Source organism: Kribbella sp. NPDC050459 (genome assembly GCF_040655315.1).
Lineage (GTDB): Bacteria > Actinomycetota > Actinomycetes > Propionibacteriales > Kribbellaceae > Kribbella.
Genome location: NZ_JBFAJQ010000001.1, coordinates 234,759 through 259,781 on the forward strand (window position 1 = coordinate 234,759; position 25,023 = coordinate 259,781).

Sequence of the window (25,023 nt, forward strand, 5' to 3'; positions counted from 1 at the left end):
GAGCTCACAGCGTGGTCCTGGGGATCGTCGTGGCGCTGTTGGGGGCAGGCACCGCAGCCGGAACCACAAATGCACCGACAACAGCACAAACATCTGGGATCGCGATCGTGGCGGCACCGGCCGATCCGGGCGAGGCACAGTTCGTACCGGGCGCGAGCAACGTCGTACCCGCGACGGCGGCGCCGGCCACCGACGTCGGAAAGAAGGCGGTTCAGTCCCTGGCGGCGCCGTTCTACGCGTGCCCCGGGTTCAGCGGTCTCGAGACGCAGAACCCGTTGGCGAACCTGTACGCCGACAAGTTCACCTGGTCGCCGTATGCGGCGTACAAGGTCGGGAACGGCGGCGGGAACATCAACTGGGCGTTGAACCCGTACAAGAACGCCAGCTGGTACATGTGGTTCCACTCGCTTCGTTGGCTCGGCCAAGGAATCATCGCCGCGGGTAAAGGCGACTTGACCGCGCTGACCCGGGTGAACACGATCGCCTACGACTGGTACCGCGACAATCCGTACTCATGGAAGGCGAACGTCGGCGCGTGGGAGTCCACCATGCACCGCACCAACGTGCTGATCTGCTTGCGCCAGGCGATCCTGTCCGGCTTGAAGGTCACCACGGTCCCGGCCCGGTACGCGTGGGTGGACGCCGCGCTGCTCAGTCACGCGCGGTTCCTCACCAACTACTGGAGCGGCGCGTGGAACCACGGCACCGACGAGAGCATCGCGCTCTTCGGTGTCGGCGTGACTCTGGGACGCAGCGACTACAAGAACCTTGCGGTGCAACGTCTCGCGGCGGGGATCACGACGTCGATCGACTCCCAGGGTTCCACGAACGAACAGTCGACCGGGTACGCCTCGTTCAACTACTCGCTGTGGGGTCGTGCGATCACGGTCCTGCAGAACGGCGGAGTCGATCCTGGTACGACGATGGTGACGCGCCGAGCCCTGTTGGCGAAGTGGTTGACGCTGGCGACGAACTCGGTCGGCAAACTCCCGCAGATCGGCGACACCGAACTGCAGGCGACCTATCCCTGGAGCGGCACACCGATGGAGTACGCCGGTTCACTCGGTACGAAGGGCACCGCGCCGCCGTGGCGGGTCGGCGTCTACTCGGCCGGGTATGTTTTCGGTCGCACTGGTTGGGGCACCGATCCCGCCCGCGGGTTCACGGGCGAGTCGGCGTACAGCATCAGGTACGGCCCGGCGCGGGCGTTCCACGGGCACTTCGACCACACCGGCATCACCTACACCGCCCGTGGTCGCGACATCGTCATCAACGGCGGATACGCGGCGTACAACGCGGGTGTCTGGCGCACCTGGACGCTCGGCCCCAGTGCGCACAGCATGATGACGACACCGATGTCGACGTACACGAACCCGACCACCAGGCTGGCGGCGTACTCGGTGAAAACCACGTCGGAGTCCTACGTGTTCACCGACGCACCGGGCAGTGGGATCAGCCGGGTACGGCGGGTGCTCGTGCTGAAGGACCCGGACCTGTTGGTCACGTGGGACAGTGCGTCGGCGCGGACCGCCCAGGCGTTCCAGACACTGTGGCACCTGCCCTCGGATCAGCGCGCGACCGTCTACTCGCGGACGACCGCTACCGCGATCGCGGCAGGTGACAGCACGAGGACGGTGCTGTTCCAGGTCCCGTTCAAGCAGGCGCTGCCGGCCGGAGCGACGTTGGTGAAGCAGGGGCAGACCAGCCCGATCCAGGGCTGGACCTACCCGAGCAGCTACGTCCGGCGGTCCGCACCGACGATCATGATGGCTCGCTCCGGCAAGACGGCGTCGATCCTGTCGTTCGTCGTCCCGGTCCGCGCGTCGGGAGCGGTCACCTACAGCACCCGCTGGTCTGGTACGACGTTCATCGTCACGCTGAACGTGGGCGGCAAGATGGCAACCGTCGCGATCAGCGGCGGCGGCTCCCTCTACCGAGCCGGCTGACGCGGTGAGCCGATCAGGCACCGAGCGCTGGCCTGCGCTGCTCGTGGAACGCGTGGATGGCGGCCGGTACGGCGAAGGCCAGGGCCGGGACGGACCAGAGCCAGAAGCCCCAGCCGAAGAGCATCAGCGCCAGGTGGAAGATGATCACGGCGACGTAGCCGATGCGGGGGGACTTCACCAGCAGGACGGCGATGGTGAGTTCGGCGGCGGCGAGGAGCAGGGCCCAGGCCGTGGGGTGCGCCATGAAGATCTGCTGCCAGGCGTCGTGCGTCCAGTCGAACAGCGCCGCGTCGGCGAAGCCGTCGTACGAGTCCGGAGTGGAGAGCGCCAGGAAGGTGTGGACGGCGGCGCCGGAGCCGAAGAGGGCGACGAAGCCCCACTGGATCGCGCGCCAGGCAGTTGCCGCGGGCACCTGGGTGTCGGGCGTGGTCATGGTCAGCCTCCCGTTACGACGAGCGTCGGTCGTCGGTGTGCCGCCGGCCAGTGACGAAAGACCTCTGGCCGCCGCCGAACGTCACGACCGACAGCTTCTCCGGCCCCGTACGAGGCTCGATCTGTCGTCCACATCACAGCGATCACCCGCCGGACGGGTCTTTCGGCCCTACGAGTGATGCCGGGGCGGCGGTTCGCTCGAAAGGCACGGACTCGTCGAGTCGAAGGAGAAAGATCATGCAGTACGTCGCACCCGGGAAGCCCGGAAGTCCGGTCGAGGTCGCGGCACGGTACGCGAACTTCATCGGCGGCAGGTGGGTGGAGCCGTCGAAGGGTGAGCATCGCGTCGACCTGAGCCCGGCCACGGCCGAGCCGATCACCGAGGTGGCGCACTCGACGCCGGAGGACGTCGAGCTGGCGCTGGACGCCGCGCACGCCGCGAAGGATGCCTGGGGTGAGAAGTCCGCGGCCGAGCGCGCAGAGGTTCTGAACGCGGTCGCCGACGCGGTGGACGCGAACAAGGAGATGCTGGCCGTCGCCGAGAGCTGGGAGAACGGCAAGCCGGTCCGCGAGACGCTGAACGCCGACATTCCGCTGGTGGTCGACCACTTCCGGTACTTCGCCTCCGCGGCGCGGGCCGAGGAGGGCCGGACGACGGAGATCGGCAAGGACCTGGTCGCGTACCACTTCCGTGAGCCGCTCGGCGTCGTCGGTCAGATCATCCCGTTCAACTTCCCGCTGCTGATGGCGGCCTGGAAACTCGCGCCGGCGTGGGCCGCGGGCAACTGTTCGGTCATGAAGCCCGCCTCGCCGACCCCGTGGTCGATCCTCAAGCTGGCCGAGGTGATCGGCGACCTCGTTCCGCCGGGCGTGCTCAACATCGTGACCGGGCCGGGCGCCGAGATCGGCAGGGCGCTCGCCACCAGTCCGCGGATCGCGAAGATCGGATTCACCGGCGAGACGGTGACCGGGCGGCTGATCATGCAGTACGCCGCGCAGAACCTGATCCCGTCGACGGTCGAGCTCGGCGGCAAGAGCCCGAACATCTTCTTCGGCGACGTGATGGCACACGACGACAAGTTCCTCGACAAGGCGGTCGAGGGCCTGGTGCTGTACGCGTTCAACAAGGGCGAGGTCTGCACCTGCCCGTCGCGCGCACTGATCCAGGAGGACATCTACGACGCGTTCATGAGCCGCTGCCTGGACCGGATCGCGCTGATCAAGCAGGGCAACCCGCTCGACACCGAGACCCAACTCGGGGCGCAGGTCTCGCAGGCGCAGCTGGACAAGATCGCGTCGTACGTCGAGATCGGCCGCGACGAAGGCGCCGAGGTGCTGATCGGCGGTGAGCGCGCCAAGGTCGCCGGTGAGTTCGAGAACGGGTACTACTTCCAGCCGACCGTGCTGCGCGGCGACAACCGGATGCGGGTCTTCCAGGAGGAGATCTTCGGGCCGGTGCTCGCGGTGACCACGTTCAAGGACGAGGCCGAGGCGCTCGCGATCGCCAACGACACGCTCTACGGCCTGGGCGCCGGCGTGTGGACGCGGGACGGCAGCCGTGCGTACCGGATGGGCCGGGCGATCAAGGCCGGCCGGGTGTGGACGAACTGCTACCACCAGTACCCGGCGGGCGCGGCGTTCGGCGGCTACAAGATCTCCGGTATCGGCCGGGAGAACCACCGGATGATGCTCGACCACTACAGCCAGACCAAGAACCTGCTCGTCAGCTACAGCGACGAGCCGCTCGGGCTGTTCTGACCTGATGTCCGTCACGCGCATCACGGCCACCGCGGCCGCGCACACGGCGATTCTTCGCCTGTGCGCGGACCGCGGGCCGGTCATGTTCGTCCAGTCCGGCGGCTGTTGCGCCGGCAGCGCCCCGATGTGTTACCCGTCCGGCGAGTTCCTCATCGGTGCGGGCGACGTGCTTCTCGGCGACATCGAGGGCTGCCCGTTCTACATCGACTACGCGCTGGACCAGGCCTGGGGCGAGTCCACGTTCCAGCTCGACGTCGCGCCCGGGGAGCCGGAGGGGTTCTCGCTCGCGGCCGGGCCCGGCACCCATTTCGTCACCCGGTCCGTCAAGTGCTCTGTGAATGAACCGTCATGAGAGCCGCGCCCGCCGTTCCCCTTCTGAAAGGTGCGAGATGAGCTTGTTGATCGGCTGCCCGCGGGAGACGGGCTGGCACGAGAATCGGGTGGCCGTCACCCCCGACGTGGTGGGGCGGCTGGGCCGGGCCGGTTTCGAGGTCGTCCTCGAGGCCGGCGCCGGGACCGCCGCCGGCTTCCCCGACGAGGCGTACGTCGTGGCCGGCGCGCGGATCGCGGAGCGCTCGGACGTGTTCGCTCAGGCGGACATCCTGGTGGTGGTCCAGCGTCCGGACTGCCGGCGGCTGCGTCCCGGCCAGATCGTGATCGGCCTGCTCCGCCCGTACGACGCGCCCGAGGAGCTGGCCGGTGTCACTGCGCTCAGCTTCGAGGGACTGCCGCGGACGCTCAGCCGGGCCCAGTCGATGGACGTGCTCACCTCGCAGGCCAACGTGGCGGGGTACAAGGCCGCCGTACTCGCCGCGGACACCTTCGGCGGGTTCTTCCCGATGATGATGACCGCGGCCGGAACGGTCCGTCCGGCCAAGGTCCTCGTGCTCGGCGGCGGAGTCGCCGGCCTCCAGGCGATCGGTACGGCGCGCCGGCTCGGCGCGCTGGTCACGGGGTACGACGTCCGGGCCGCGGCGCGCGCCGACATCGCGTCGACCGGCGCCGCCGTCCTCGATCTGGGGGTGGACGCCGAAGGAGAAGGCGGCTACGCGCGAACCCTGACCGCGGACGAGCAAGCCGCCCAGCAGCGGGCACTGGTGGACGCGATCCGGGACTTCGACGTCGTCATCACGACCGCTCAGGTGCCGGGGCATCGTCCGCCTGAACTGGTGCCGGCCGCCGCGCTCGCTGCGATGGCGCCCGGATCGGTGGTGGTCGACCTGGCAGCCGGTCCGCTCGGCGGCAACGTCGCGGGATCGCCTGCGGACGGCCGGACCGAGACCGAGAACGGCGTGGTCGTCCTCGGGGCCGGCAACCTGCCGGCCCAGTTGCCGCGCGCCGCATCGCACGCCTGGGCGCGCAACCTCGCGTCCGTGCTCGAGTACCTGACCCAGGACGGTTCCGTCGTGCTCGACCCGGACGACGAGATCACGGCCGGCCTGCTCGTGCACCCGAAGGAGACAGTCTCATGACACCGGTACTGCTCGCCGACATCACGGTCTTCGTGCTCAGTGTGCTGGTCGGCTTCGAGGTCATCACCAAGGTCCCCGCGACCCTGCACACGCCGCTGATGTCCGGCGCCAACGCCATCCACGGCGTGGTCGTGGTCGGCGTGATGATCGTTGCCGCCAGCATCGACACGACGATCGGCTACGTACTGCTGTTCGTCGCCGCCGCGTTCGCTGCCGCCAACGTGGTCGGCGGGTACGTCGTCACCGACCGCATGCTGGAGATGTTCCGCCGATGAACACCACGACGCATCTGCTCTACCTGGGTACGGCGGTCTGCTTCGTGCTCGGTCTGCACCTGATGAACTCGCCGGCGACCGCGCGCCGCGGCAACCAGTTGTCCGCGTTCGGGATGGCCGTGGCGATCGCGCTCACCGTCGTCGTACTGATCGACGAAGGGACGATCACGCGCACCGCCGCCGTCGTCCTCGCGATCGGGGTGCTGGTGGGGTCCACGGCCGGACTGGTCGCGGCCCGGCGGGTGAAGATGACCGCGATGCCGCAGCTGGTCAGCCTCTTCAACGCGGTCGGCGGCGGCGCGGCAGCACTCATCGCGTTCGGCGACGCGCTGCCCGGCTCGACGGGCCGGCCGACCAGTACGACGCTCGCCACGTTCCTGGACGTGCTGATCGGCGCGGTCACGTTCTCGGGCTCCTTGATAGCCGCGGGCAAGCTCGCCGGTGTCGTGCCCGGGCGGCCGTTGACGTTCGCCGGCGGACGGCTCGTCAACCTCCTGCTCGGTCTGACCGCACTGACCGCTGGGGTGCTCTACACGGCGCGTGGCGGCCTCGGAGCCCTCGGGATCCTGACCGGCGCCGCGCTGGCCGTCGGCGTACTGGCGACGCTGCCGATCGGCGGCGCCGACATGCCGGTGGTGATCTCGCTGCTGAACGCCTGCACCGGAACGGCGGTGGCGATGGCGGGGTTCGTGATCGGGAGTACGCCGCTGATCATCGCGGGTGCGCTCGTCGGCGCGGCCGGTGGCATTCTGACCAAGCTGATGGCGGTCGCGATGAACCGGTCGCTGCTGAACATCGTCGCGGGCGGTTTCGGTACCGGCGACGAGCAGGCCGTGTCCGCGACGACCGCGATCGGCAGCGTCCGTGCGGTGACGGCGGACGACGCGGCGCTGCAACTTGCGTACGCCCGCAAGGTCGTCATCGTGCCCGGCTACGGGCTCGCGGCGGCGCAGGCCCAGCACGAAGTGGTGGAGCTCGCACAGGCCCTGGCCGAGCGCGGCGTCGACGTCAGCTACGGCATTCATCCGGTCGCCGGCCGGATGCCGGGGCACATGAACGTCCTGCTGGCCGAGGCGAACGCGCCGTACCCGCTGCTCAAGGACCTCGACGAGATCAACCCGCAGTTCGCGGCGACCGACGTCGTCCTGGTCGTCGGCGCGAACGACGTGACGAATCCGGCCGCGCGCCGGCCGGGCAACGCGGTCTCCGGGATGCCGATCCTGGACGTCGACAAGGCCCGCAGCGTGATCGTGGTGAAGCGTTCGCTCGGCCACGGGTACGCCGGGATCGACAACGAGCTCTACACGAATCCGCGCACGGCGATGTTGTTCGGCGACGCGAAGGTCGTCCTGACGGCCTTGATCACCGAGCTCCAGGCCTACGCCGTAGGGCGCTGAGCCGGCCGCGCAGCCGTCGGCCTCGCTCCGCACGGGACGTTCGGCCCTGCTCCGCGGGTACGGGACGGCAGACGCTGGATGCATGAGGGCATCAGCCAGCGACCCGCGGTCGATGTCGAATCCCAGGGGGATGCCATGAGCTCGGTGAATGTCCAACTCACTGTCCGCGGCGACGTTCCGGAGTCGAGTGCGGAGTACGCGCGCGACAAGTTCCGCCACCTCGTGAGCCGCCGGGCAGACCGCGTCGACCTCGTGCACGTGGTATTGGCCGTTGCGGCCAACCCGGCGCACGAGGCGCCGGCCAGTGTCGCGGCCGAGGCGGATGTCGGCGGGGCACGGGTGCACGCGCACGCGACGGCGGCCGTACTGACGGAGGCTGTCGACGAGGCAGTGGATCGCCTCCGTCGCCGGCTCACCGACCTCAGCGAACGGCCGCGGTCCCGCCGTCACACCGGGCTTGCGAAGGCGGCGGCCGGAGACCAGGACGACGAAGAATCGGAGGAACCGGACCATGAGTGAGAACGGGCCTGGGCGCCCTCCGGACCGGGTGGTCCGCGACGTCCGTGCACGCTGGGCGATCGCGGTCGCGTGCCTGGCGATCATCGCGCTCGCGGTGACGATGGTCATCCTGTTCAACGATTCCGGCAAGGACTCCGGTACGTCGCAGGCGCCGGCCCCGACGGTCACGCAGACCGGGCCGACGCAGACCGGGACGCCGAAACCGTCGCCGACGACGAGCACACCGGCGCACCAGACTTTCCGCTACCAGCCTTTGTGGCCGTTCACGTCGGAGGACGCGGTGGCGGACTGGCAGCAGGCCTACCGCAGCGGCGGCAAGCAACCCTGGCACCTCGACCCGGCGCAGACCGCGCTGTCGTTCACGACGGGGTTCCTGGGCTTCCACGAGATCGACCTGGTGGTCGCGAAGTCCGTGCGCGGTGACGAGGCCTACGTGTCGGTCGGCTACCGCGCCGAGCACAACCCGCCGTCGGTCGCGGCTGTCATCCACCTCGCCCGGTTCGGGCAGGGCGACGACGCCCCGTGGGAGGTCGTCGGGACCCGGGACAGCAGCCTGACGCTGACGCAACCGCGGTACGGCGCCGCAGCCCACTCGCCTATGACGGTCGGCGGGCGGATCACGGGCGTCGACGAGGCCATCCGCGTCGACGTACGTCAGGCGTCGACCGAAGCCCGGCTCGGAACGTTGTGCTGCGTGGCCGCGGGTGGCCAGTCGCAGCCGTGGTCGGCGCAGGTGACCTTCCAGGGCGCGACGGATCCCGCGGTCGTCGTCGTGGCGTCGACCGGCGGCCACTACCAGGGCGTCGAGGCCTTCGCGGTCACGGCGATCCGCACCGTCGACTGATGGCGCCCCCGATGACACTCGATCCGCGGACGCCGCCCGGCTGCCCGCTGCGCTTCCGACGATGAACGAGACGCTGCGGTTCGGGCGGATCGCCGGCATCCCGATCGGCGCGCACTGGTCGGTGCTGCTGATGATGGGGCTGGTCAGCTACACGCTGGCCTCGACCGCGCTGCCCGAACTCGTTCCGGGCCGCAGCGCGGCGGCGTACTGGACCACGGGTGTCGTCGCGGCGATCGCCTTCGTGGCGTCGCTGCTCGCCCACGAACTCGCGCACGGGCTGACCGCCCGCCGGTACCAGTTGCCGGTTCAGCGGATCACGCTGTGGATGCTGGGCGGCGTGAGTGTGCTGGACGGCGATCCGGCCACCCCCCGTGCGGCGTTCATGATCGCGGCCGCGGGGCCGGCCACGAGCTTCGGTATCGGTGTCGTATCCGGTGGTGGCGGATTGCTGCTCGCGGCCGTCCATGCGCCGGAGCTGTTGCAGGCGACCGTGCTGTGGTTCGCGGTGATGAACATCGCGCTCGGTGTCTTCAACTTGCTGCCCGGCGTACCGCTGGACGGCGGCCGGGTGGTTCGCGCCTGGCTCTGGCATCGATACGGCGACCCCGACCGGGCGACCGCGGTGGCGTCGGTCGCCGGCCAGACCGTCGGCGGGCTGGTGGCGGTTGCGGGAATCGTGCAGCTGGTGACGGGGGATGCGGGCGGCTTCTGGCTGATCGCGGTGGGTTACGTGATCGCGATCGCCGCGACCGCCGAGGGCCGGCAGGCTCGTGCGCGCAGTGCGGGTGAGCGGCTGGTCGCAGGTGACGTGATGCGGCCGGCGACCAGGTCCGGTGCCGGATCGCTGTCGATCGACCGGTTCCTCGCCGGGATGCTTCCGGACATCCCGCAACTCGTCTTCCCCGTGGAGGGACCCGACGGCCGCACGACCGGCGTGGTCAGCCTCGGCCGGCTGGCCGCCGTACCGGTGGAGCTGCGCCCCACGACAGTGCTCGCTGACGTCCAGACCCCGCTCGAAGAGCTCCCCGTCGTCGACCCACGAGCACCGCTCGCCGACCTGCGGCAACTCGGGCCTGACGAGGTCGCGCTGGTCGTCGAGGCCGCGCAGCTGGTCGGTCTGGTCACCGGGTACGACGTCGCGCGCGCCCTCGATCAGGACGGGTCGAGATCGACGTGAGTCCGGCGCCCAGCGGCCTGACGGATTCGGGACCAAAGGCCCTGCTGAGCGCGGTCGACCGCGAGGAGGCTGGAGGACACGTCCGTGGGGGAGGTGAGGCGCAGGTGTGTATCGGCATCGTGGGCCGGGTCGTCGAGTTCGACGCCGCCGGGCCGGCCGTGGCCCGCACCGGGACGGTGGACACCGAGGCCGGCCGGCGGCAGGTCTGTTTCGCGTTCCTGCCGGACGCCGCGGTGGGTGACGTGGTGCTGGTGCATTCGGGGTACGCGATCGATCGGGTGGACGATGCCGACGGTGATGGGGGAGGCCGATGAGAGGACCAAGGGCACAGGGGATCGTGCTCGCCTTCGGTACGGCGCTGATCAGCGGCGTGTCCGTGTTCGTCAACTCGTACGGCGTCCGGGTCGTTCGCGACGCCACGGTGTACACGACGGCGAAGAACCTCGTCGCCGCGGCGGTGTTGATCCTGCTGGTGGCCGGTGTCCGCAGACGACGGCCGGCGCCGCGCCTCTCGAGGCGTCAATGGGCCGGCCTGCTGGCGGTGGCCGTCGTCGGCGGATCGGTGCCGTTCGTGCTCTTCTTCAACGGGTTGGCGCATGCCTCGTCGACCCACGCGGCGTTCGTGCACAAGACGCTGGTGCTGTGGGTAGCGCTGCTCGCCGTACCGCTGCTGGGTGAGCGACTCGGGCTCCTGCAGTACGTGGCGATCGGTCTGCTGCTCGGTGGGCAGGTCGCACTCGACGGAGGCCTCGGTGGGTTCCGCTTCGGCACCGGGGAACTGATGCTGCTGGCCGCGACGCTGCTGTGGGCGGTCGAGGTGATCGTGGTGAAGCGGCTCCTCGTCACGGTGGCGCCAGACCTGCTCGCGGTAGCACGGATGGGCCTTGGCGTGCTGCTGCTGATCGGCTGGGTCGCGGTCAGCGGGCATTGGTCCGGTTTCATCGGGCTGAGCGCGGAGGGCTGGCGTTGGGCGGCCCTCACCGGACTCCTGCTGGCAGGGTACGTCGCGACCTGGTACCGCGCGCTGGCCCTGGCTCCGGCGGTCGACGTCACCGCCGTACTGGTGGTCGCTGCCGTGATCACCGCCCTGCTCAACGCGATCGTCAAGGGCACGGTCGTGACACCGCAAGCCGGCATCGGTATCGCATTGCTGATGGCCGGCGCGGGCCTGGCGGCTCTGGCCCGGCCGCAACCGGTCCTGGCGCGATGAACCGCGCATCGGGTCCGCTGCTGTTCGCGCAGTACGCCTACCCGCCCAACGCGCTCGGCTACTGCGGCCCGGAGGATTCCGACGAACTGCTGGAGTACGCCGACAGCGCTGTGACCGACCGCGGTCTGGTGGCGATCGCGCAACGCTTCCTCGGTGCGTGGCCGTACCTGTCGCTGATCGCCGCGGCGAACGCACGCGACCCGCTCGATGCCGATGTGGTGGAGGCCTACTGGGTGGGCAACCGCCTGCTGGACAACGTCCCCGGCTCCTTGCTGGCGGCGCACCTGACGGACCGGTTCGACCGTCCCCTCAAGCACGGGGCGGCCGACCCGGTCGGACTGGCGCTGCTCGGTGGCCGGCCGCACCACAACTTCCACGTGTTCGCGGTGTACCCGTGGACCGGCCTGCTGCGGGCCGGACCTGCGGCCGATCCGTTGCGGGTGCTGGACAGCTGCCGGATCTCCTGGGGCACCGTCGTTGCCGTCGACAACGAGGCGGCCGACGTGAGCGTGCGCCCGTTGCGCTACGACAACGGCCGGCTCCGGTTGGGAGAACCGGCCGTGCGGCGCGTGCAGAGCGGCTCGCGTGGCCGCCAGTTGGTCCACTCGGCACAACCGGGTGATCTCGTCGCGGTGCACTGGAACTGGATCTGCGACGTCCTGACCCGCGCGCAGGTATCCGCGCTGCGCGAGACCACGGCGTACCTGCTCACGCTGGTCAACCACGCCCTCGGCCGCCCCGCGGTCGGCGGCGCACTCGAACCGGCGATGCCCGGAGGCAGGCGTAAGGACCTGAGTCACAGCTCAGGCACGACGAGCAGCGGTTCGACGGTTGCGTAGTCCACGACAGGACCGTCGCGGCAGAGCAGCAGCGGGCCGAGCTGGCAGTGCCCGCAGAGGCCGACGCCGCACTTCATCGAGCGTTCGAGCGAGACCTGGATCCGCTCGTCCGGCACCCCCGCACCGAGCAGGACGCGGGCGCTGAACCGCATCATCGGCTCCGGTCCGCAGAGGAACGCGACGGTTCGCTCGGGCGCGATCCGCAGCCGTCGGAGTGGTTCGGTGACGAACCCGACCGCGCCGGGCCAGCCGGTCGCCGGGCGGTCGACGGTGAGCTCGGTGTCGAGGTCGTCGCGATCCACCCACCGGTCCAGCTCGGCGCGGAACAGGAACTCGTCCGGCGTCCGGGCGCCGGCGATCAGGACGATCCTGCGGTACGCCGCGCGCCGGCTCAGCGCGGCGAGCAGCAGCGGCCGCAGCGGGGCGAGACCGACCCCGCCGGCGACCACGACCAGGTCGTTGCCGTCGGCATCGTCAAGGTCCCACGTCGTACCGAACGGGCCGCGGGCACCGAGGATCGTTCCGGGACCGGCGTCGTGCAGCGCCCGGCTGACCGCGCCGACCGCCCGCACGGTGTGGATCAGCGTGCCGTCGTCGCCGATACCGCTGATCGAGATCGGCACCTCACCGATGCCGTACGCGTAGAGCATCGCGAACTGTCCGGGGCGGAACGGCGGCAGCGGACGATCGACAGATCGCAGCGACACCGTGGCCGAGTCGTGGGTCTCGACGGTGCGGTCGACGACCCGGTACCGGACCGGCAGCATCGGCTCAGCCACGAGCGCTGTCCTCAGGGATCGCATCGCCGTACAGATCGAGCAGCCGCGCCCGCGTCGTCTGCAGCCGGTCGAGGACGACGGCGAGCAGTTGCCGGGTGAGGGCGTACCCGAGCCGGGGATCCTGGTCCGCGAGCGCCCGGAGCCGAGCAGCGTCGAACGCCGTGGCCTGGACGGCGCCGATCGCGCGGGCGCCGAAGTGCCAGCGGTACGGCGGAACGAGCCACGACCAGCCGAGCAGATCACCCGGGCCGAGTGTCTGTACGACGACGTGGCCGCGACCGGGGACCGCCGTGTCGAGTGCTACCCGGCCGTGCCGGATGAGCCAGCAGTAGCCGGCGGGCCCGCCCTCCTCGAACAGCCGGTCGCCGTCGTCGTAGGAGACTTCATGGGCGGTGCTGAAGAACGCCTCCCGTTCGGGGGCGGTGAGGTCGTCGAAGAGCGTGGTGTCAGCCATGCGCGGACTCGGCGAGCCGGCCGACCTCTTCGGTGATGTCGATGCCCACGGGACACCAGGCGATGCACCGGCCGCAGCCGACGCAACCGGATCCGCCGAACTGGTCGTGCCAGGTGCCGAGCTTGTGGGTGATCCACTGCCGGTAACGGCTCTCGCCGGAGCTGCGGACGCTGCCCCCGTGCAGGTACGAGAAGTCGAGCTCGAAACACGACGACCAGCGTTGCCGGCGTTCGGCGTGGTCACCGGTGAGGTCGGTGACGTCCTCGGTGGTCGTGCAGAAACAGGTCGGGCAGACCATGGTGCAGTTGCCGCACGTGAGACAGCGCTCCGCGACGTCCTCCCAGTGCGCGGACTCGCGACTGCCGACCAGCAGCGCGCGCAGGTCCATCTCCGGCATCGCGCGCCCCATCTTGTGGGTCGCGTCCTCGACCGCCAGACGCGCGGCGTCCGTCTCGTCCGCGGCGGCGTCGCGATGGTCGATCCGGGCCAGCAGTGCCTCGCCCGCGTCGGTGCCGGCCTCGGCGAGGAACCGGTGGCTGTCGGTCGGGGTCAGCTCGGTGAGCGTCAGGTCCGCGCCCGGCCCGGCGGCCGGGCCGGTGCCCATCGACGCACAGAAGCAGACCTCGCCGGGCTCGGTGCAGTTGACCGCCACGACGAACAGCGCGCGGTGCCGGTCCTGGAACGAGCCGTCCGGATGACGACCGCCGCCGAGCACGTCGCGCAGCTTGCCGATCGCCGCCAGGTCACATCCACGGACGCCGAGCAGCGCGTACCGCCGGGCCGGTTCGTCGGCAGGACGGAACGAGCCGTCCGCATCCGTCGACCACAGCGTGCGGCGGGGTGGGTGCAGGAAGGTCTTCCAGGACTGCGGCCCGGCCGAGTGGGCGAACATCGCGTCGTCCTCGCGGCGATGCAGGCGGTAGTGCCCGGGCCCGGTCTCGACACCCCACCCGGCCGGCAGTTGGCCGGCGTCGGTGAGCTCCGCCAGCACGATGGCGCTGCCGGACACCGTCGGACCGACGACCTGGTAACCGTCGCTCATCAGGACCTCGACCAGGTCGTCGAGGCCTTCGATGATCGCCTGCGTCATACCCGCGATCGTGCCTCCGGGAGCCGGAGCTCTCCAAGGGCCGAAGGTCCCGGCGGAGGCTGTCCTCGGCCCCTGGCCGTCGGCCCCGGTCAGTTGGTGTGCTGGCAGATGATGGACACCCCGACGCTAGCGGTCTTCAAACTCGCCTCGTGTGACGGTTGCCAGCTCACCGTGCTGGACTGCGAGGACGAGCTGCTCACGCTGGCCGGGCGGGTGCGGATCGCCCACTTCCTGGAGGCGTCCAGCGCGGTCCAGCCCGGGCCGTACGACGTGGCGCTGGTGGAGGGGTCGATCACCACGCCGGCCGACGCCGAGCGGATCCGCCGGATCCGGGCCGAGGCGCGGGTGCTGGTGGCGATCGGCGCCTGTGCCACCGCCGGCGGGATCCAGGCGCTGCGGAACTTCGGCGACGTGGCCGAGTTCGCGTCCGTGGTGTACGCCCGGCCGGACTACATCGAGACCCTGGCGACTTCGACGGCGGTGGCCGACCACGTGCGGGTCGACTTCGAGTTGCGGGGCTGCCCGATCGATCGCCGGCAGCTGCTCGAGGTACTGACCGCCTTCCTCGCCGGCCGGAAGCCCGATCTGCCGGACACCTCGGTGTGCACCGAGTGCAAGCGCCGCGGTCTCACCTGCGTGATGGTGGCCGAGGGTACGCCGTGCCTCGGCCCGGTCACCCATGCCGGCTGTGGTGCGTTGTGCCCGGCGTACCGACGGGGCTGCTTCGGCTGCTTCGGGCCGATGGCCAAGCCCAACGTCGCGGCTCTGCTGCCGCGGCTGCGTGCGGCCGGGATGAGCGACGACGACATCGACCGCGTCTTCCACACGTTCAACGCCGCGGCCCCGGGCTGGTCGTCGTGAGCCACCGCGCCCGCCAGTTACGAGTCAGCTCGCTCGCTCGCGTCGAGGGGGAGGGCGCGCTGCACGTCGTCGTCCGCGACGGTGAGGTGGAGCGCGCGGACCTGCAGATCTACGAGCCGCCGCGCTTCTTCGAGGCGTTGCTGCGCGGCCGGGCCTACACGGAACCGCCCGACATCACGGCCCGGATCTGCGGCATCTGCCCGGTCGCCTACCAGACCAGCGCGATCGCCGCGATCGAGAACGCCTGCGGAGTCGTGGTCGGCGGCCCGATCGCCGACCTCCGGCGGCTGCTGTACTGCGGTGAGTGGATCTCGAGCCACGCGCTGCACATCTATCTGCTGCACGCCCCCGACTTCCTCGGTTATCCGGACGCGGTCGCGCTGGCGACCGATCATCGCGACATCGTCGAACGCGGCCTGGCCCTGAAGAAGGCCGGCAACGCGATCCTCGAACTGGTCGGCGGCCGGGCGATCCACCCGATCAACGTCCGCGTCGGCGGCTTCTACGCCGCACCGAGCCAGGCTCAGCTCGACAAGCTCGCGGCTCAGCTCCGGCCGGCGCTCGACGCGGCGGTCGCGACGGTGCGCTGGGTGGCCGGTTTCGACTTCCCCGACCTGGAACTCGACCACGAACTGCTGGCCGTCCACGACCCCGCGCGCTACGCGATCGAGCGCGGTACGACGCTGCGCCGCAGCGCGGGACCCGCCTTCGCAGTGGATGCCTTCAGCAACCATGTGGTCGAGGAACACGTCGCGCACTCGACCGCGCTACGGGCCCGGCTCGACGGTGGGAGGTACCTCACCGGACCGCTGGCCCGCTATACGCTCAACCGTCAGCACCTGTCCCCGTTGGCCCTGGAACTCGCCGCAGGCGCGGGGCTCGGGATTGAATGCCGCAACCCGTTCCGCAGCATCGTGGTCCGCGCGGTCGAGACCGTGTACGCCGTCGAGGAGGCGCTGCGGCTGATCGAGTCGTACCAGCAACCCGAACCGTCGTCCGTCGGCGTACAGGCCCGGGACGGTGTGGGTCACGGTGTCAGCGAGGCGCCCCGCGGTCTGCTGTACCACCGGTACGAGATCGGCGCGGACGGCCTGATCCGGTCCGCGACGATCGTCCCGCCGACCTCACAGAACCAAGCGGCGATCGAGGACGACCTCCGGCGGGTGGTCGCGGCCAACCTCGACCTCGGCGACGGCCCGCTGACCGGCCTCTGCGAGCGCACTGTCCGCAACTACGACCCCTGCATCTCCTGCTCGACGCACTTCCTGGACCTGACAATGGAGCGCCGGTGAAGACAGCCGTGCCGACTGCCGTGGTGATCGGAGTCGGCAACGAGTACCGCCGCGACGACGGGATCGGGCCCGCTCTGGTCGCCGCTCTCGCGGACCACTGGCTGCCGGGTGTGAGGCTGGTTGTCTCCGATGGTGAACCCGCACGACTGATGGACGACTGGGCCGCCGTGCCGCTGGCCGTGGTGGTCGATGCGGTGGTGTGCGAGCCGTCCGCACCTGGCGAGATCCATCGGACCGACGTGTCGCTGCGGGAACCAGCAGATCCGGTCGTCGAGACCCACGCGCACTCGGCGGGCTCGCACAGCCTGGGCATCCCGGACGCGCTGCGGCTTGCGGCGGCGCTGGATCGGCTGCCAGGCCGACTCGTCGTCTTCGCGGTCGAGGCCGCCGACGTCGGGTTCGGCACCGAGCTGACCACCCCGGCCGCCGCCGCACTGCCACGGCTGGTCGAGGCCGTGCTCGGCGAGCTGCTCGCGAACACAACAGAGCGGGGGAAGCCTACCGCCGCTACTGCAGCGGGCCGAGATGTGCGGTGAACGGTGGGGACCGCTACTCCGTACCTTTGGGTCTGGCTTCCCTCGCCCATCTTCAGTAAAGCGCGACCGCAGACCAAACAGGAGAGCCGAAGGTCCCGACTGCCGGGGACTGTCGCGCGCCGCCGGCCGTGGTGAGTCCGGTGAAGCGAGGCCTGTTGGACGGTGCGGACGGGGCTTTGGCCGGTGTCCAGCCGATCCACCGATCACGATGCTCAGGGTATGAACCGTGTGCTGCAGTGGCTTTCGGGCCGCCGGGCGCGAGTGGTCGCGGCTGCCGTTGTGATGGTCGCACTCGTCGCCGCCGGCGTCGGGTTCTCCCTCTGGAGGGGTGACGGCGAGTCGGCGCTGCCGTCGGAGACGCCCACAGCGCCGGCTCCGACCGGCGACGGTCCGGTGGACATGGCCGGCCGTGCTCCGCTGACCGGGGTGCCGACCAAGGACGAGCTGAATCGGCCGGCCGTCACCGTCAAGGTCTCGAACACGCCCGACGCGCATCCGCAGCGCGGACTGGACCAGGCCGACATCGTGTTCGTCGAGCCGATCACCGGCGGCACCACGCGGCTCGCGGCGATCTTCCACTCCAAGCTGCCGGCGCAGGTCGGCCCGGTGCGTTCGCTGCGGCCGATGGACGCGGCGCTGATCGGCCCGACCAAAGGCATCATCGCCGACACGATGGCCGATCGGTGGGTGCTGGAGTACGTCGACCGGGTCGCCGATCTCGACGATCTGGGCACTCTGCGAGTGCCTCCGGGGACCTATCGCCTCGACGACACCAGGCGTGCGCCCAACCACGTGTTCGCACGCCCAGACCAGCTCCTGAGCCTGAGCGACCGCAAGGCCGCACCTGCGCCGTACTTCAGCTATGCGGCGGACCTGCACCGGTCGACCGCACAGCGGGCCGGCACGCCGGCGTCTTCGGTCACCATCGGGTACGGCGGTTCCGCGACCGCCACCTGGACCTACGACGAGGCGTCGCACCGCTGGCTGCGCGCGGAGAAGTGGTCGCCGCACGTGATCGAGAACGCCGGTCAGGTGGCGGCGGACAACGTCGTCGTACTGACGGCCCAGCGGGACACCAGCTTCGCCAAGGCCAAGCCCGCGATGACGATCCTCGACGTCTTCGACGCCTCCGGAACGCTGAAGCTGTTCACCGGCGGCAAGGTCGTCACCGGCCGGTGGAGCAAAGGCGCTGTGAACGAACCGTTCACGTTCACCACCACCGACGGCAAGCCGCTGCTCCTGACCCCGGGAACGACCTGGGTCGAATGCGCCCTCACCACGATGCCCGTCCTTGCTCGTTGAGGTCGGCTGAAGTCGATCGAACTCCGGCGGGTGAGACCGCGGTCACGAAAGGCAACGGATTCGGGACCTTTGGCCCTGGAGAGTAGCGCGCTAGTCCGGTTTTTTGGGTGACGACAGGGCTGCTGTGGGTGATCGCGGAGCGGCCACTACCGCGGCAGCCGTCATTCGAAGGACGAGGGGGAACAACATGCGCGGACGTTTGCGCCTCGGAGGACGGACAGGACTGGCACTGCTCGCGGGCTTCGGCCTGCTGCTGGCCGGCACGTCGGTGTCCTCCGCAACCCATCAGAACGCCACGGGGACAACTGCGTCGACGAATGCCGCCACGTCGGCCGCGGTCGTGATCAAGGACAACGATTTCAACGGCGACACCAACTCCGACGTGCTGTCGGTCGACACGGCCGGCCGGTTGTGGCTCTACCCGGGCAACGGCTCGGGCGGCTGGCTGCCACGCATCGGGTACAGCTACGGCTGGGACGCCATGACGGCGATCCTGGCGCCCGGAGACTTCGACGGGGACGGGAACGCGGACCTGATGTCGGTCGACAGCGACGGCTACCTGCGGTTGTACTCGGGCAACGGCGCGGGTGGCTGGCTGATCTGGAAGCGCTACGGAAGCGGCTGGAACGCGATGACGTCCGTCTTCGGACCAGGCGACTTCAACGGCGACGGCCACATGGATCTGCTGGCGCGACAGAGCACGGGCCAGCTGTGGCTCTACCCGGGTGACGGCAAGGGCGGCTGGCTGCCCCGCGTCGGCTACGGGTACGGCTGGAACGTCATGACCTCGCTGCGCGGACCGGGCGACTTCGACGGCGACGGCTTCGTCGACGTCACGGCCCGCGACGGAGACGGGAACCTGTGGCTCTACCGCGGCAACGGTACGGGCGGCTGGCTGGCCGGCCGGACCCTGATCGGAACCAGCTGGCAGAACCTCACGGCGATCGTCACGCCGTGGGACTTCTCCGGCGACGACAAGGTGGACCTGCTGGTCCGCAACGCGAGCGGGTACCTCTACATGTACCGCGGTAGCGGGACCGGCGGATGGATCCTGCCGCCGGTGCTCGTCGGCTCGGGCTGGAACAGCATGACAGCCATCACAGCCTGACCAACTCGGGGAAGAACTCGTGGCGAGGGCTCTGCGTTCCCGGTGCCGCCCGATGCGGCATCGGATCCCCGCCAGGGCCTTCGCCACCCCTTTGTGCCGCCTGCCTGCCACAGGGCTGAAGTGCCTGCCGGATCGGGACTGGAGGACCCTGGCGACCTCACGGGCCGCGTCCGGACGATGGATGTGAGAGGAGGCTGCGCAGATGGCCGAATCCACTGATTCCGTGTTGGCGGTGTCGCAGCTCGGGAAGCGGTTCGGGGACCGGGTGGCCGTCGACGATGTCAGCTTCGAGGTCGCGCCCGGGGAGACTTACGGATTGCTCGGGCCGAACGGCGCCGGGAAGACGACGACGATCCGCCTGGTCTGCGGCCTGCTGCGCGCGGACGCCGGTGAGGTCCGGGTCGCCGGTACGCCGGTCGGCGCGACGTCGACCGCGGCGAAACGTTCCATCGGCTACGTACCGCAGGAGATCGCGCTGTACCCGGACCTGACGGCACGGGAGAACCTGCGGTTCTTCGGCCGGCTCTACGGACTGCGCGGTACGGCGCTCAACAAGCGCGTGGGCGAGGTGCTCGAGCTGATCGGGCTGTCGGACCGCGCCACCGACCGGGTCGAGTCGTTCTCCGGCGGAATGAAGCGCCGCCTGAACATCGGCGCCGGGCTGCTGCACGAGCCGAAGCTGCTGGTCCTGGACGAGCCGACCGTCGGAGTCGATCCGCAGAGCCGGCACGCCGTGATGGAGAGCGTGCGGTCGTTCGGCGCGTCGGGTATGGCGGTGCTCTACACGACGCACTACATGGAGGAAGCCGAGCGGCTGTGCGACCGGGTCGGCATCATCGACCACGGCAGGTTGGTTGCCGAGGGCACCCGCCGTGAGCTGGTGGCCGAGCTCGGCGAACGGGACCGCATCACCTTGGCCGCCGCAGGTGACCTGGATGTGCTGGCGAAGCGTCTTCGGGGTCTGGCCGGTGTGGACCGGGCGGACGTGAAGGACGGGGAGGTCCAGCTGCTGGCCGCTGACGGACGGCGGCTGCTGCCCGGCGTACTGGAAGCCGCCGAGCGGTCCGGGCTGTCCCTGCGATCCGTGGAGGTGGACGAGCCCGATCTTGAGGCCGTCTTCCTGCATCTGACCGGTACGGCGCTCCGGGAGTGATCATGTTCGGCGCCTTAGTCATCGCTGCCAAGGATCTGCGGCAACGCTTCCGGGACAGGTCGGCGCTGATCCTCGGCTTCGTGGCGCCCGTCGCGGTCGCGGCCCTGATGAGCTTCGCGTTCTCCGGCGTGGAGTCCTTCCACGCGAACATCGCACTGGTCGACAACGACCGCGGCCAGATCGCGTCCGCCTTGCGAGGTGCGCTGACCGGTCCCGAGCTTTCCGACGTACTGACGATCCGGGAGGCGTCCGACGACGCGGCGGCGCGCAGGATGGTCGACGACGGGGACGCCGGCGCCGGCCTGATCATTCCTGCGGGATTCAGTGCTGCCGCGGTCGGTGACAGGCCCATCGGCCTCCGGGTGCTGGGCGATCCGGACGAGCCGCTGCAGGCGCAGGTCGCCCGTGCGGTGGCCGATGCGTATGTCGCTCAGCTCAACGCCGACCGGCTGGCGGTGCATACGGCTCTCGCCGCCGGGGTCCCCGAGAGCCGCGGTGCGGAGTTGGCCGCGGCGGTGGCGAAGCTTCAGTCGCCCGAGTCGGTGCAGGCACAGCCGACCGGCTATCGCCAGCTCCGGACCGCGAGCTACTACGCGCCCGCGATGGGGATCATGTTCGTGCTGTTCGCGATCGGCTTCACCGCGCGGAGCTACTTCGCCGAGCAGCGCACCGGCACGCTGGAGCGGATCGGCGCGGCCCCGTTGACGCGCGGCGTCGTCCTGCTCGGCAAGTCGCTCGCAGCCTTCGTCTACAGCGTCGTCAGCCTCAGCACGCTGGCGATCGTGTCGTCGCTCGCGTTCGGTGCCGAATGGGGGCCACCGGTTCCGGCGTTCGCCCTGATCCTCGCGATGTCGGCCGTGCTGGTGGCGTTGACGGCCCTCGTCGTCGCGACGGCACGCACCGAGCGCCAGGCCGAAGGGCTGGCGACGATCGTCACGTTCGTGCTGCTCCTGCTCGGCGGCAACTTCGTCCTGCTCAGCCAGGCACCAGAGACGCTGCGCAGACTCGCCCTGCTCACGCCGAACGGCTGGGCGCTGCGCGGGTTCACGGATCTCGCGACCGGGGCCGGCGCGACCAGCGCGATCGTCCCGGTCCTGGTCATGCTCGGTATGGCGGCGGTGCTGGGAGCGATCGCCGCGATCGTCGGCCGAGGGAGGCTCACATGAGGGCTGCGCTGGCTGTTGCGGGCGTCTCGCTGCGCCGGATGTTGCGGGACCGGACCGCGCTGTTCTTCATCGTGGTGCTGCCCGTCGTCATCATCACCGTCATCGGCACCGTCGTCCAGAACCCGGGCGGCTTCCGGATCGGTGTGCTCGCCGATCAGCTCTCGGGTCCGCAGCTGGCGACCAGTTTGGTCGACGAGCTGAAGTCGGTCGGGCCGCTGCACACGATGGCGGACGAGCCGGCCGCTCGGATGGCGCTGCGCCGAGGGGAGATCGACGCGGTCGTGCTGGTGCCGACCGGCCTGGACGCCGACCTGTTGAGCGGGAAGGACGTGCGGATCCCGGTGCTCGCGGGAGGCGCAGAGTCGACGCAGAGCGCCGTACGGTCGGCCGTTGCCGCCGCGGTCGCCCGGCACGCCGAACGCGTCCAGGCGGCGGCTTTCGCGGCCCGGACGACGGGTACGACGACGGCGGAGCAGTTGCCCAGAGCAACTGCGCTGCAGCGGGTGACGCCGCGGATCGGCATCAGCACGGAGAACATCGCGACCGGGAGCGACTACCTTCCGCTGGGCTTCAGCTACAGCGCGCCGACGATGCTCGTCCTGTTCGTCTTCATCAACGCGCTGGCCGGCGGGGCGTCGATCATCCAGACCCGGCAGCTCGGCATCTACCAGCGGGCCCAGGCCGCGCCGATCCGCGTGCGGAGCCTGGTGCTGGGGGAGACCCTCTGCTACCTGGTCTTCGCGTTGCTGCAGTCGGTGCTGATCGTGGCGGTCGGTGCGCTGTTGTTCGGCGTGAGCTGGGGCAATCCGGCGGCGGCCGTCGCCCTGATCGGCACCTGGGCGCTGGTCGGCACCGGAGCCGGGATGCTCAGCGGGGCACTGTTCAAGACACCGGACCAGGCGTCCGCGATCGGCCCGGTGATCGGTATCGCGTTCGCCATGCTCGGCGGCTGCATGTGGCCGCTGGAGATCGTCCCGAACGCGGTACGGACGCTCGGCCACGTCACGCCGCACGCCTGGGCGGTCGACGCCTGGATCACCGTCCTGTCGCGGGACGGCGGCGTCGCCGACATCGCCGCGAACCTCGCCGTCCTCGCGGCCTTCGCGGTGGCCATGCTCGGTCTGGCCTCGATCATCCACCAACGCAGGTTGACCAGCTGACTTCCCACTGCGGCCGGAATGCCTACACTTCAAGTAGGAGTGTGAGTTCCATGGTGGATGTGGCCGAGTGGGGGCCGTTCACCCCGCCGGCCGCGTTGCGCCGGCGTGAGGTGTTCGGGTGGCTCGGGTACGTCCAGGCCGTGGGGCCGCGGGTTCCGGCGGTGGACGCTCGGCGGTCCGCGCCTGTTCCGGTGCTGACGGTGCCCGGCTTCCTGACCGGTGACTGGTCGATGATCCCGCTCGCGCGGCACCTGCGTCGCTCCGGCCACGCGACGTTCACGAGCGGTATGGCGCTGAACTCGGGCTGTACCGAAATGCATCTCGAGCTGCTCGAGCGGCGCCTTCAGCAGGTTGTCGACGAAGCGGGTCGTCCGGTCGCGCTGGTAGGACAGAGCCGGGGCGGCACGCTCTGCCGGATGCTGGCGGTACGGCGACCGGACTTGCTGGCCGGCGTGGTCACGCTGGCGTCGCCACTGCTGCACCAGCTCGCGGCGACCCAGAGCCTGGTGAGTCAGGTCAAGCTCATGGCTCGGTTGAACGTCTGTGGGTGGCCGTGGTTGCTCTCCTCCGAGTGCTTGTTCGGTGGCTGTGCGGAACGGACGAGCGCGTTGCTCGAATCGCCGTGGCCGGCGGGACTGCCGTTCGTGTCGATGTACTCGCGGCAGGACGGCGTCGTGGACTGGCGCTCGTGTCTGGATCCGGCCGCCGAGCACGTCGAGGTCGGCAGCACCCACAACGGGATGGGAACCGACCGGCACGTCCAGCGGCTGCTCGCGGCCAGACTCCGGACCTTCGGTGCCGATCGCTCAGCGCCGACCGGATGGCCGGGCGAAGCCGACCAGTAGCTCGAGCTCCGCACCCATCCAGTCCGCGATCCGCTGCACGTCGGCGACCTGATCGCGGTCGGCGACGACGCCGACCGACAGGCGGTCGCGGTAGCTCAGCACGGTCACGTTCAGCCCCAGCCCGTCGGTGATACCGGCCAGCGGCACCATTGATTCCACCACCGCGCCGGCCAGGTACAGCGGCCGGCCGGGTCCGCGGATGTTCGAGATGTTCACGTTCATCGCCGGTGTCAGCGGCGCCCAGGTGTTCAGGTTGGTGAGCAGCTGGACGGCCCGTACGGTGAACGCCGGCGGGACCATGCGGATCGTGTCGACGAGCGCGTCCGGTGCCGTCGTACCGAGGTCGTGCAACGCGGTGAGCATCGCCCGGTGCGCGACCGCCAGCCGGGCGGCCGCGTCGTCCACATCGGTCGGGATCGGCACGACGACGGCGCTCAGCTGGTTGCCGAAGGATGTCGCGCCGGGATCCCGCAGCGCGACCGGCACGACCGCGGTGAGCGGGCGCTCCGGGAGCTCCGAGTGCTCGATGAGCCACCGGCGCAGCGCACCCGCCGAGATCGCCATCACCACGTCGTTCACGCTCACCGCGAAGTGGTTCTTCACCGCCTTGACGTCGGTGAGCGCCAGCGTGGCGATGCCGATCCGGCGGTGCCGCGAGATCTGCCGGTTGAACGACGTACGCGGCGCTCTCGCGAGTCCGGTGTGCAGGCGCTGACCGCGGATCAGTGAGGTGGTGGCGCCGAGCAGTCGCGCGCCGGGCATGGTGCCGAAGACCGGTAGTTCGTCGACGCCGGACAAGGCCGCGGGTACGCCGGACAGCGCTCGCAACGGTTGCCGAACCACGCCCGCGAGGCCGCGCAGCAGCATCGGCAGTGCTGCGGGTGGCGGTTCCGGCGGTTCCGACGGTTCCGGAGCTCGGCGGGCGCTCCGTGGTCCGGTGTCCGTCAGGGCGGAGAGGATCTGGATTCCCGCGCGGCCGTCGGCGATCGCATGGTGCACCTTGGTGAGTACGGCGGCCCGGCCGCCGCCGAGGCCCTGGATCAGGTACATCTCCCACAGCGGCCACGCGCGATCGAGGGGACGGGCGAAGATCCGCGCGACCTGTTCGCGCAGTTGCTCGTCGTCGCCCGGCGGGGGCAGTGCGATCTCCCTGAGGTGGTAGTCGAGGTCGGGCTCCGTCTCCGTCCAGTACGGCCGATCCAGCCCGAGCGGTACGCCGGTGAGCCGCCGGCGAAACGCGGGCACCAGATCGATCCGCTCGCGGACCAGCTCACGCAGCCGACCGAGCGTGAGAACGCGGCCGGGCAGCCTGGCCGGATCGACGATCATGAGAATCGCCGTATGCGTCCGGACCCGGTCGTTCTCCGCGGCGAGATACATCGCGCCGAGGTCGTCGACCTGTTGCATG

26 protein-coding genes are annotated in these 25,023 nt (G+C 70.2%); 21 read left to right on the forward strand and 5 right to left on the reverse strand.

What is annotated here, in order from left to right:
• Positions 1-107: 107 nt before the first annotated feature.
• On the forward strand, positions 108-1,946 hold the full coding sequence (locus AB0I12_RS01125) for a heparinase II/III family protein (RefSeq protein ID WP_359922758.1): 1,839 nt from the start codon (positions 108-110) through the stop codon (positions 1,944-1,946).
• A gap of 13 nt (positions 1,947-1,959) precedes the next feature.
• Here the strand turns inward: AB0I12_RS01125 and AB0I12_RS01130 are convergent, their stop codons facing one another.
• Positions 1,960-2,379: a hypothetical protein gene (locus AB0I12_RS01130; protein ID WP_359922761.1), complete on the reverse strand. Its 420-nt coding sequence runs from the start codon at positions 2,377-2,379 to the stop codon at positions 1,960-1,962.
• Positions 2,380-2,615: 236 nt separating this feature from the next.
• On the opposite strand from AB0I12_RS01130, the gene AB0I12_RS01135 reads away from it, so the two are divergent.
• From AB0I12_RS01135 to AB0I12_RS01185, 11 genes are all read left to right on the forward strand, one after another.
• Positions 2,616-4,136, forward strand: a complete 1,521-nt coding sequence (locus AB0I12_RS01135) for an aldehyde dehydrogenase family protein (protein ID WP_359922763.1) — start codon at positions 2,616-2,618, stop codon at positions 4,134-4,136.
• A gap of 4 nt (positions 4,137-4,140) precedes the next feature.
• Positions 4,141-4,488 carry a DUF779 domain-containing protein gene (locus AB0I12_RS01140; protein WP_359922766.1) on the forward strand — a complete coding sequence of 116 codons (348 nt, stop codon included), beginning with the start codon at positions 4,141-4,143 and terminating at the stop codon, positions 4,486-4,488.
• Positions 4,489-4,525: 37 nt separating this feature from the next.
• The gene (locus AB0I12_RS01145; protein WP_359922769.1) at positions 4,526-5,608 is read left to right on the forward strand and encodes an NAD(P) transhydrogenase subunit alpha; all 1,083 of its coding nucleotides are present in this window, start codon (positions 4,526-4,528) and stop codon (positions 5,606-5,608) included.
• On the forward strand, positions 5,605-5,883 hold the full coding sequence (locus AB0I12_RS01150; RefSeq protein WP_359922772.1) for an NAD(P) transhydrogenase subunit alpha: 279 nt from the start codon (positions 5,605-5,607) through the stop codon (positions 5,881-5,883). Before AB0I12_RS01145 ends, AB0I12_RS01150 begins: the two co-directional genes overlap by 4 nt.
• Entirely contained in the window at positions 5,880-7,280 is a 1,401-nt protein-coding gene (locus AB0I12_RS01155) for an NAD(P)(+) transhydrogenase (Re/Si-specific) subunit beta (protein ID WP_359922775.1), read from the forward strand. Before AB0I12_RS01150 ends, AB0I12_RS01155 begins: the two co-directional genes overlap by 4 nt.
• A 135-nt stretch (positions 7,281-7,415) precedes the next feature.
• Positions 7,416-7,799 carry an HPF/RaiA family ribosome-associated protein gene (locus AB0I12_RS01160; RefSeq protein ID WP_359922778.1) on the forward strand — a complete coding sequence of 128 codons (384 nt, stop codon included), beginning with the start codon at positions 7,416-7,418 and terminating at the stop codon, positions 7,797-7,799.
• Positions 7,792-8,643, forward strand: a complete 852-nt coding sequence (locus AB0I12_RS01165) for a hypothetical protein (protein WP_359922780.1) — start codon at positions 7,792-7,794, stop codon at positions 8,641-8,643. Before AB0I12_RS01160 ends, AB0I12_RS01165 begins: the two co-directional genes overlap by 8 nt.
• Positions 8,644-8,704: 61 nt before the next feature.
• Positions 8,705-9,820 (forward strand): site-2 protease family protein, encoded by a 1,116-nt coding sequence (locus tag AB0I12_RS01170; protein ID WP_359922783.1) that lies wholly within the window; start codon positions 8,705-8,707, stop codon positions 9,818-9,820.
• Complete coding sequence (locus AB0I12_RS01175; protein ID WP_359922786.1) at positions 9,817-10,134, forward strand: HypC/HybG/HupF family hydrogenase formation chaperone; 318 nt, start codon at positions 9,817-9,819, stop codon at positions 10,132-10,134. The genes AB0I12_RS01170 and AB0I12_RS01175 overlap by 4 nt, the downstream gene beginning before the upstream one ends.
• Positions 10,131-11,030 (forward strand): DMT family transporter, encoded by a 900-nt coding sequence (locus tag AB0I12_RS01180; protein WP_359922789.1) that lies wholly within the window; start codon positions 10,131-10,133, stop codon positions 11,028-11,030. The genes AB0I12_RS01175 and AB0I12_RS01180 overlap by 4 nt, the downstream gene beginning before the upstream one ends.
• Positions 11,027-11,869, forward strand: a complete 843-nt coding sequence (locus tag AB0I12_RS01185; protein WP_359922792.1) for a DUF6390 family protein — start codon at positions 11,027-11,029, stop codon at positions 11,867-11,869. Before AB0I12_RS01180 ends, AB0I12_RS01185 begins: the two co-directional genes overlap by 4 nt.
• Here the strand turns inward: AB0I12_RS01185 and AB0I12_RS01190 are convergent.
• From AB0I12_RS01190 to AB0I12_RS01200, 3 genes are read right to left on the reverse strand one after another with little or no spacing between them, the layout of a single operon-like run.
• The gene (locus AB0I12_RS01190; protein WP_359922795.1) at positions 11,827-12,648 is read right to left on the reverse strand and encodes an FAD/NAD(P)-binding protein; all 822 of its coding nucleotides are present in this window, start codon (positions 12,646-12,648) and stop codon (positions 11,827-11,829) included. The two genes, AB0I12_RS01185 and AB0I12_RS01190, sit on opposite strands and share 43 nt — an antisense overlap.
• Positions 12,641-13,102 (reverse strand): cyclic nucleotide-binding domain-containing protein, encoded by a 462-nt coding sequence (locus tag AB0I12_RS01195; RefSeq protein WP_359922798.1) that lies wholly within the window; start codon positions 13,100-13,102, stop codon positions 12,641-12,643. Before AB0I12_RS01195 ends, AB0I12_RS01190 begins: the two co-directional genes overlap by 8 nt.
• Positions 13,095-14,192 (reverse strand): 4Fe-4S dicluster domain-containing protein, encoded by a 1,098-nt coding sequence (locus AB0I12_RS01200; RefSeq protein ID WP_359922801.1) that lies wholly within the window; start codon positions 14,190-14,192, stop codon positions 13,095-13,097. Before AB0I12_RS01200 ends, AB0I12_RS01195 begins: the two co-directional genes overlap by 8 nt.
• Before the next feature lie 108 nt (positions 14,193-14,300).
• Between AB0I12_RS01200 and AB0I12_RS01205 the strand changes: the two genes are divergently transcribed.
• From AB0I12_RS01205 to AB0I12_RS01245, 9 genes are all read left to right on the forward strand, one after another.
• Positions 14,301-15,053 (forward strand): hypothetical protein, encoded by a 753-nt coding sequence (locus tag AB0I12_RS01205; protein WP_359922804.1) that lies wholly within the window; start codon positions 14,301-14,303, stop codon positions 15,051-15,053.
• On the forward strand, positions 15,050-16,345 hold the full coding sequence (locus AB0I12_RS01210; protein WP_359922807.1) for a nickel-dependent hydrogenase large subunit: 1,296 nt from the start codon (positions 15,050-15,052) through the stop codon (positions 16,343-16,345). Before AB0I12_RS01205 ends, AB0I12_RS01210 begins: the two co-directional genes overlap by 4 nt.
• Positions 16,342-16,881, forward strand: coding sequence for a hydrogenase maturation protease (locus AB0I12_RS01215; protein WP_359922810.1), 540 nt, complete (start codon positions 16,342-16,344; stop codon positions 16,879-16,881). The genes AB0I12_RS01210 and AB0I12_RS01215 overlap by 4 nt, the downstream gene beginning before the upstream one ends.
• A gap of 219 nt (positions 16,882-17,100) precedes the next feature.
• Complete coding sequence (locus AB0I12_RS01220) at positions 17,101-18,183, forward strand: DUF3048 domain-containing protein (RefSeq protein ID WP_359922813.1); 1,083 nt, start codon at positions 17,101-17,103, stop codon at positions 18,181-18,183.
• 187 nt (positions 18,184-18,370) lie between these two features.
• The gene (locus AB0I12_RS01225; protein WP_359922816.1) at positions 18,371-19,291 is read left to right on the forward strand and encodes a VCBS repeat-containing protein; all 921 of its coding nucleotides are present in this window, start codon (positions 18,371-18,373) and stop codon (positions 19,289-19,291) included.
• Between the two features lie 202 nt (positions 19,292-19,493).
• Positions 19,494-20,444, forward strand: coding sequence for an ABC transporter ATP-binding protein (locus tag AB0I12_RS01230; RefSeq protein ID WP_359922818.1), 951 nt, complete (start codon positions 19,494-19,496; stop codon positions 20,442-20,444).
• A 2-nt stretch (positions 20,445-20,446) separates the two neighbouring features.
• On the forward strand, positions 20,447-21,610 hold the full coding sequence (locus tag AB0I12_RS01235; RefSeq protein WP_359922821.1) for an ABC transporter permease: 1,164 nt from the start codon (positions 20,447-20,449) through the stop codon (positions 21,608-21,610).
• Positions 21,607-22,770, forward strand: coding sequence for an ABC transporter permease (locus AB0I12_RS01240; protein ID WP_359922824.1), 1,164 nt, complete (start codon positions 21,607-21,609; stop codon positions 22,768-22,770). The genes AB0I12_RS01235 and AB0I12_RS01240 overlap by 4 nt, the downstream gene beginning before the upstream one ends.
• A gap of 50 nt (positions 22,771-22,820) precedes the next feature.
• Complete coding sequence (locus AB0I12_RS01245) at positions 22,821-23,615, forward strand: alpha/beta fold hydrolase (RefSeq protein ID WP_359922827.1); 795 nt, start codon at positions 22,821-22,823, stop codon at positions 23,613-23,615.
• On the opposite strand, the gene AB0I12_RS01250 is transcribed toward AB0I12_RS01245, so the two are convergent.
• Positions 23,577-25,022 (reverse strand): wax ester/triacylglycerol synthase family O-acyltransferase, encoded by a 1,446-nt coding sequence (locus tag AB0I12_RS01250; protein WP_359925100.1) that lies wholly within the window; start codon positions 25,020-25,022, stop codon positions 23,577-23,579. The genes AB0I12_RS01245 and AB0I12_RS01250 overlap by 39 nt on opposite strands.
• Between the last annotated feature and the right edge of the window lies 1 nt (position 25,023).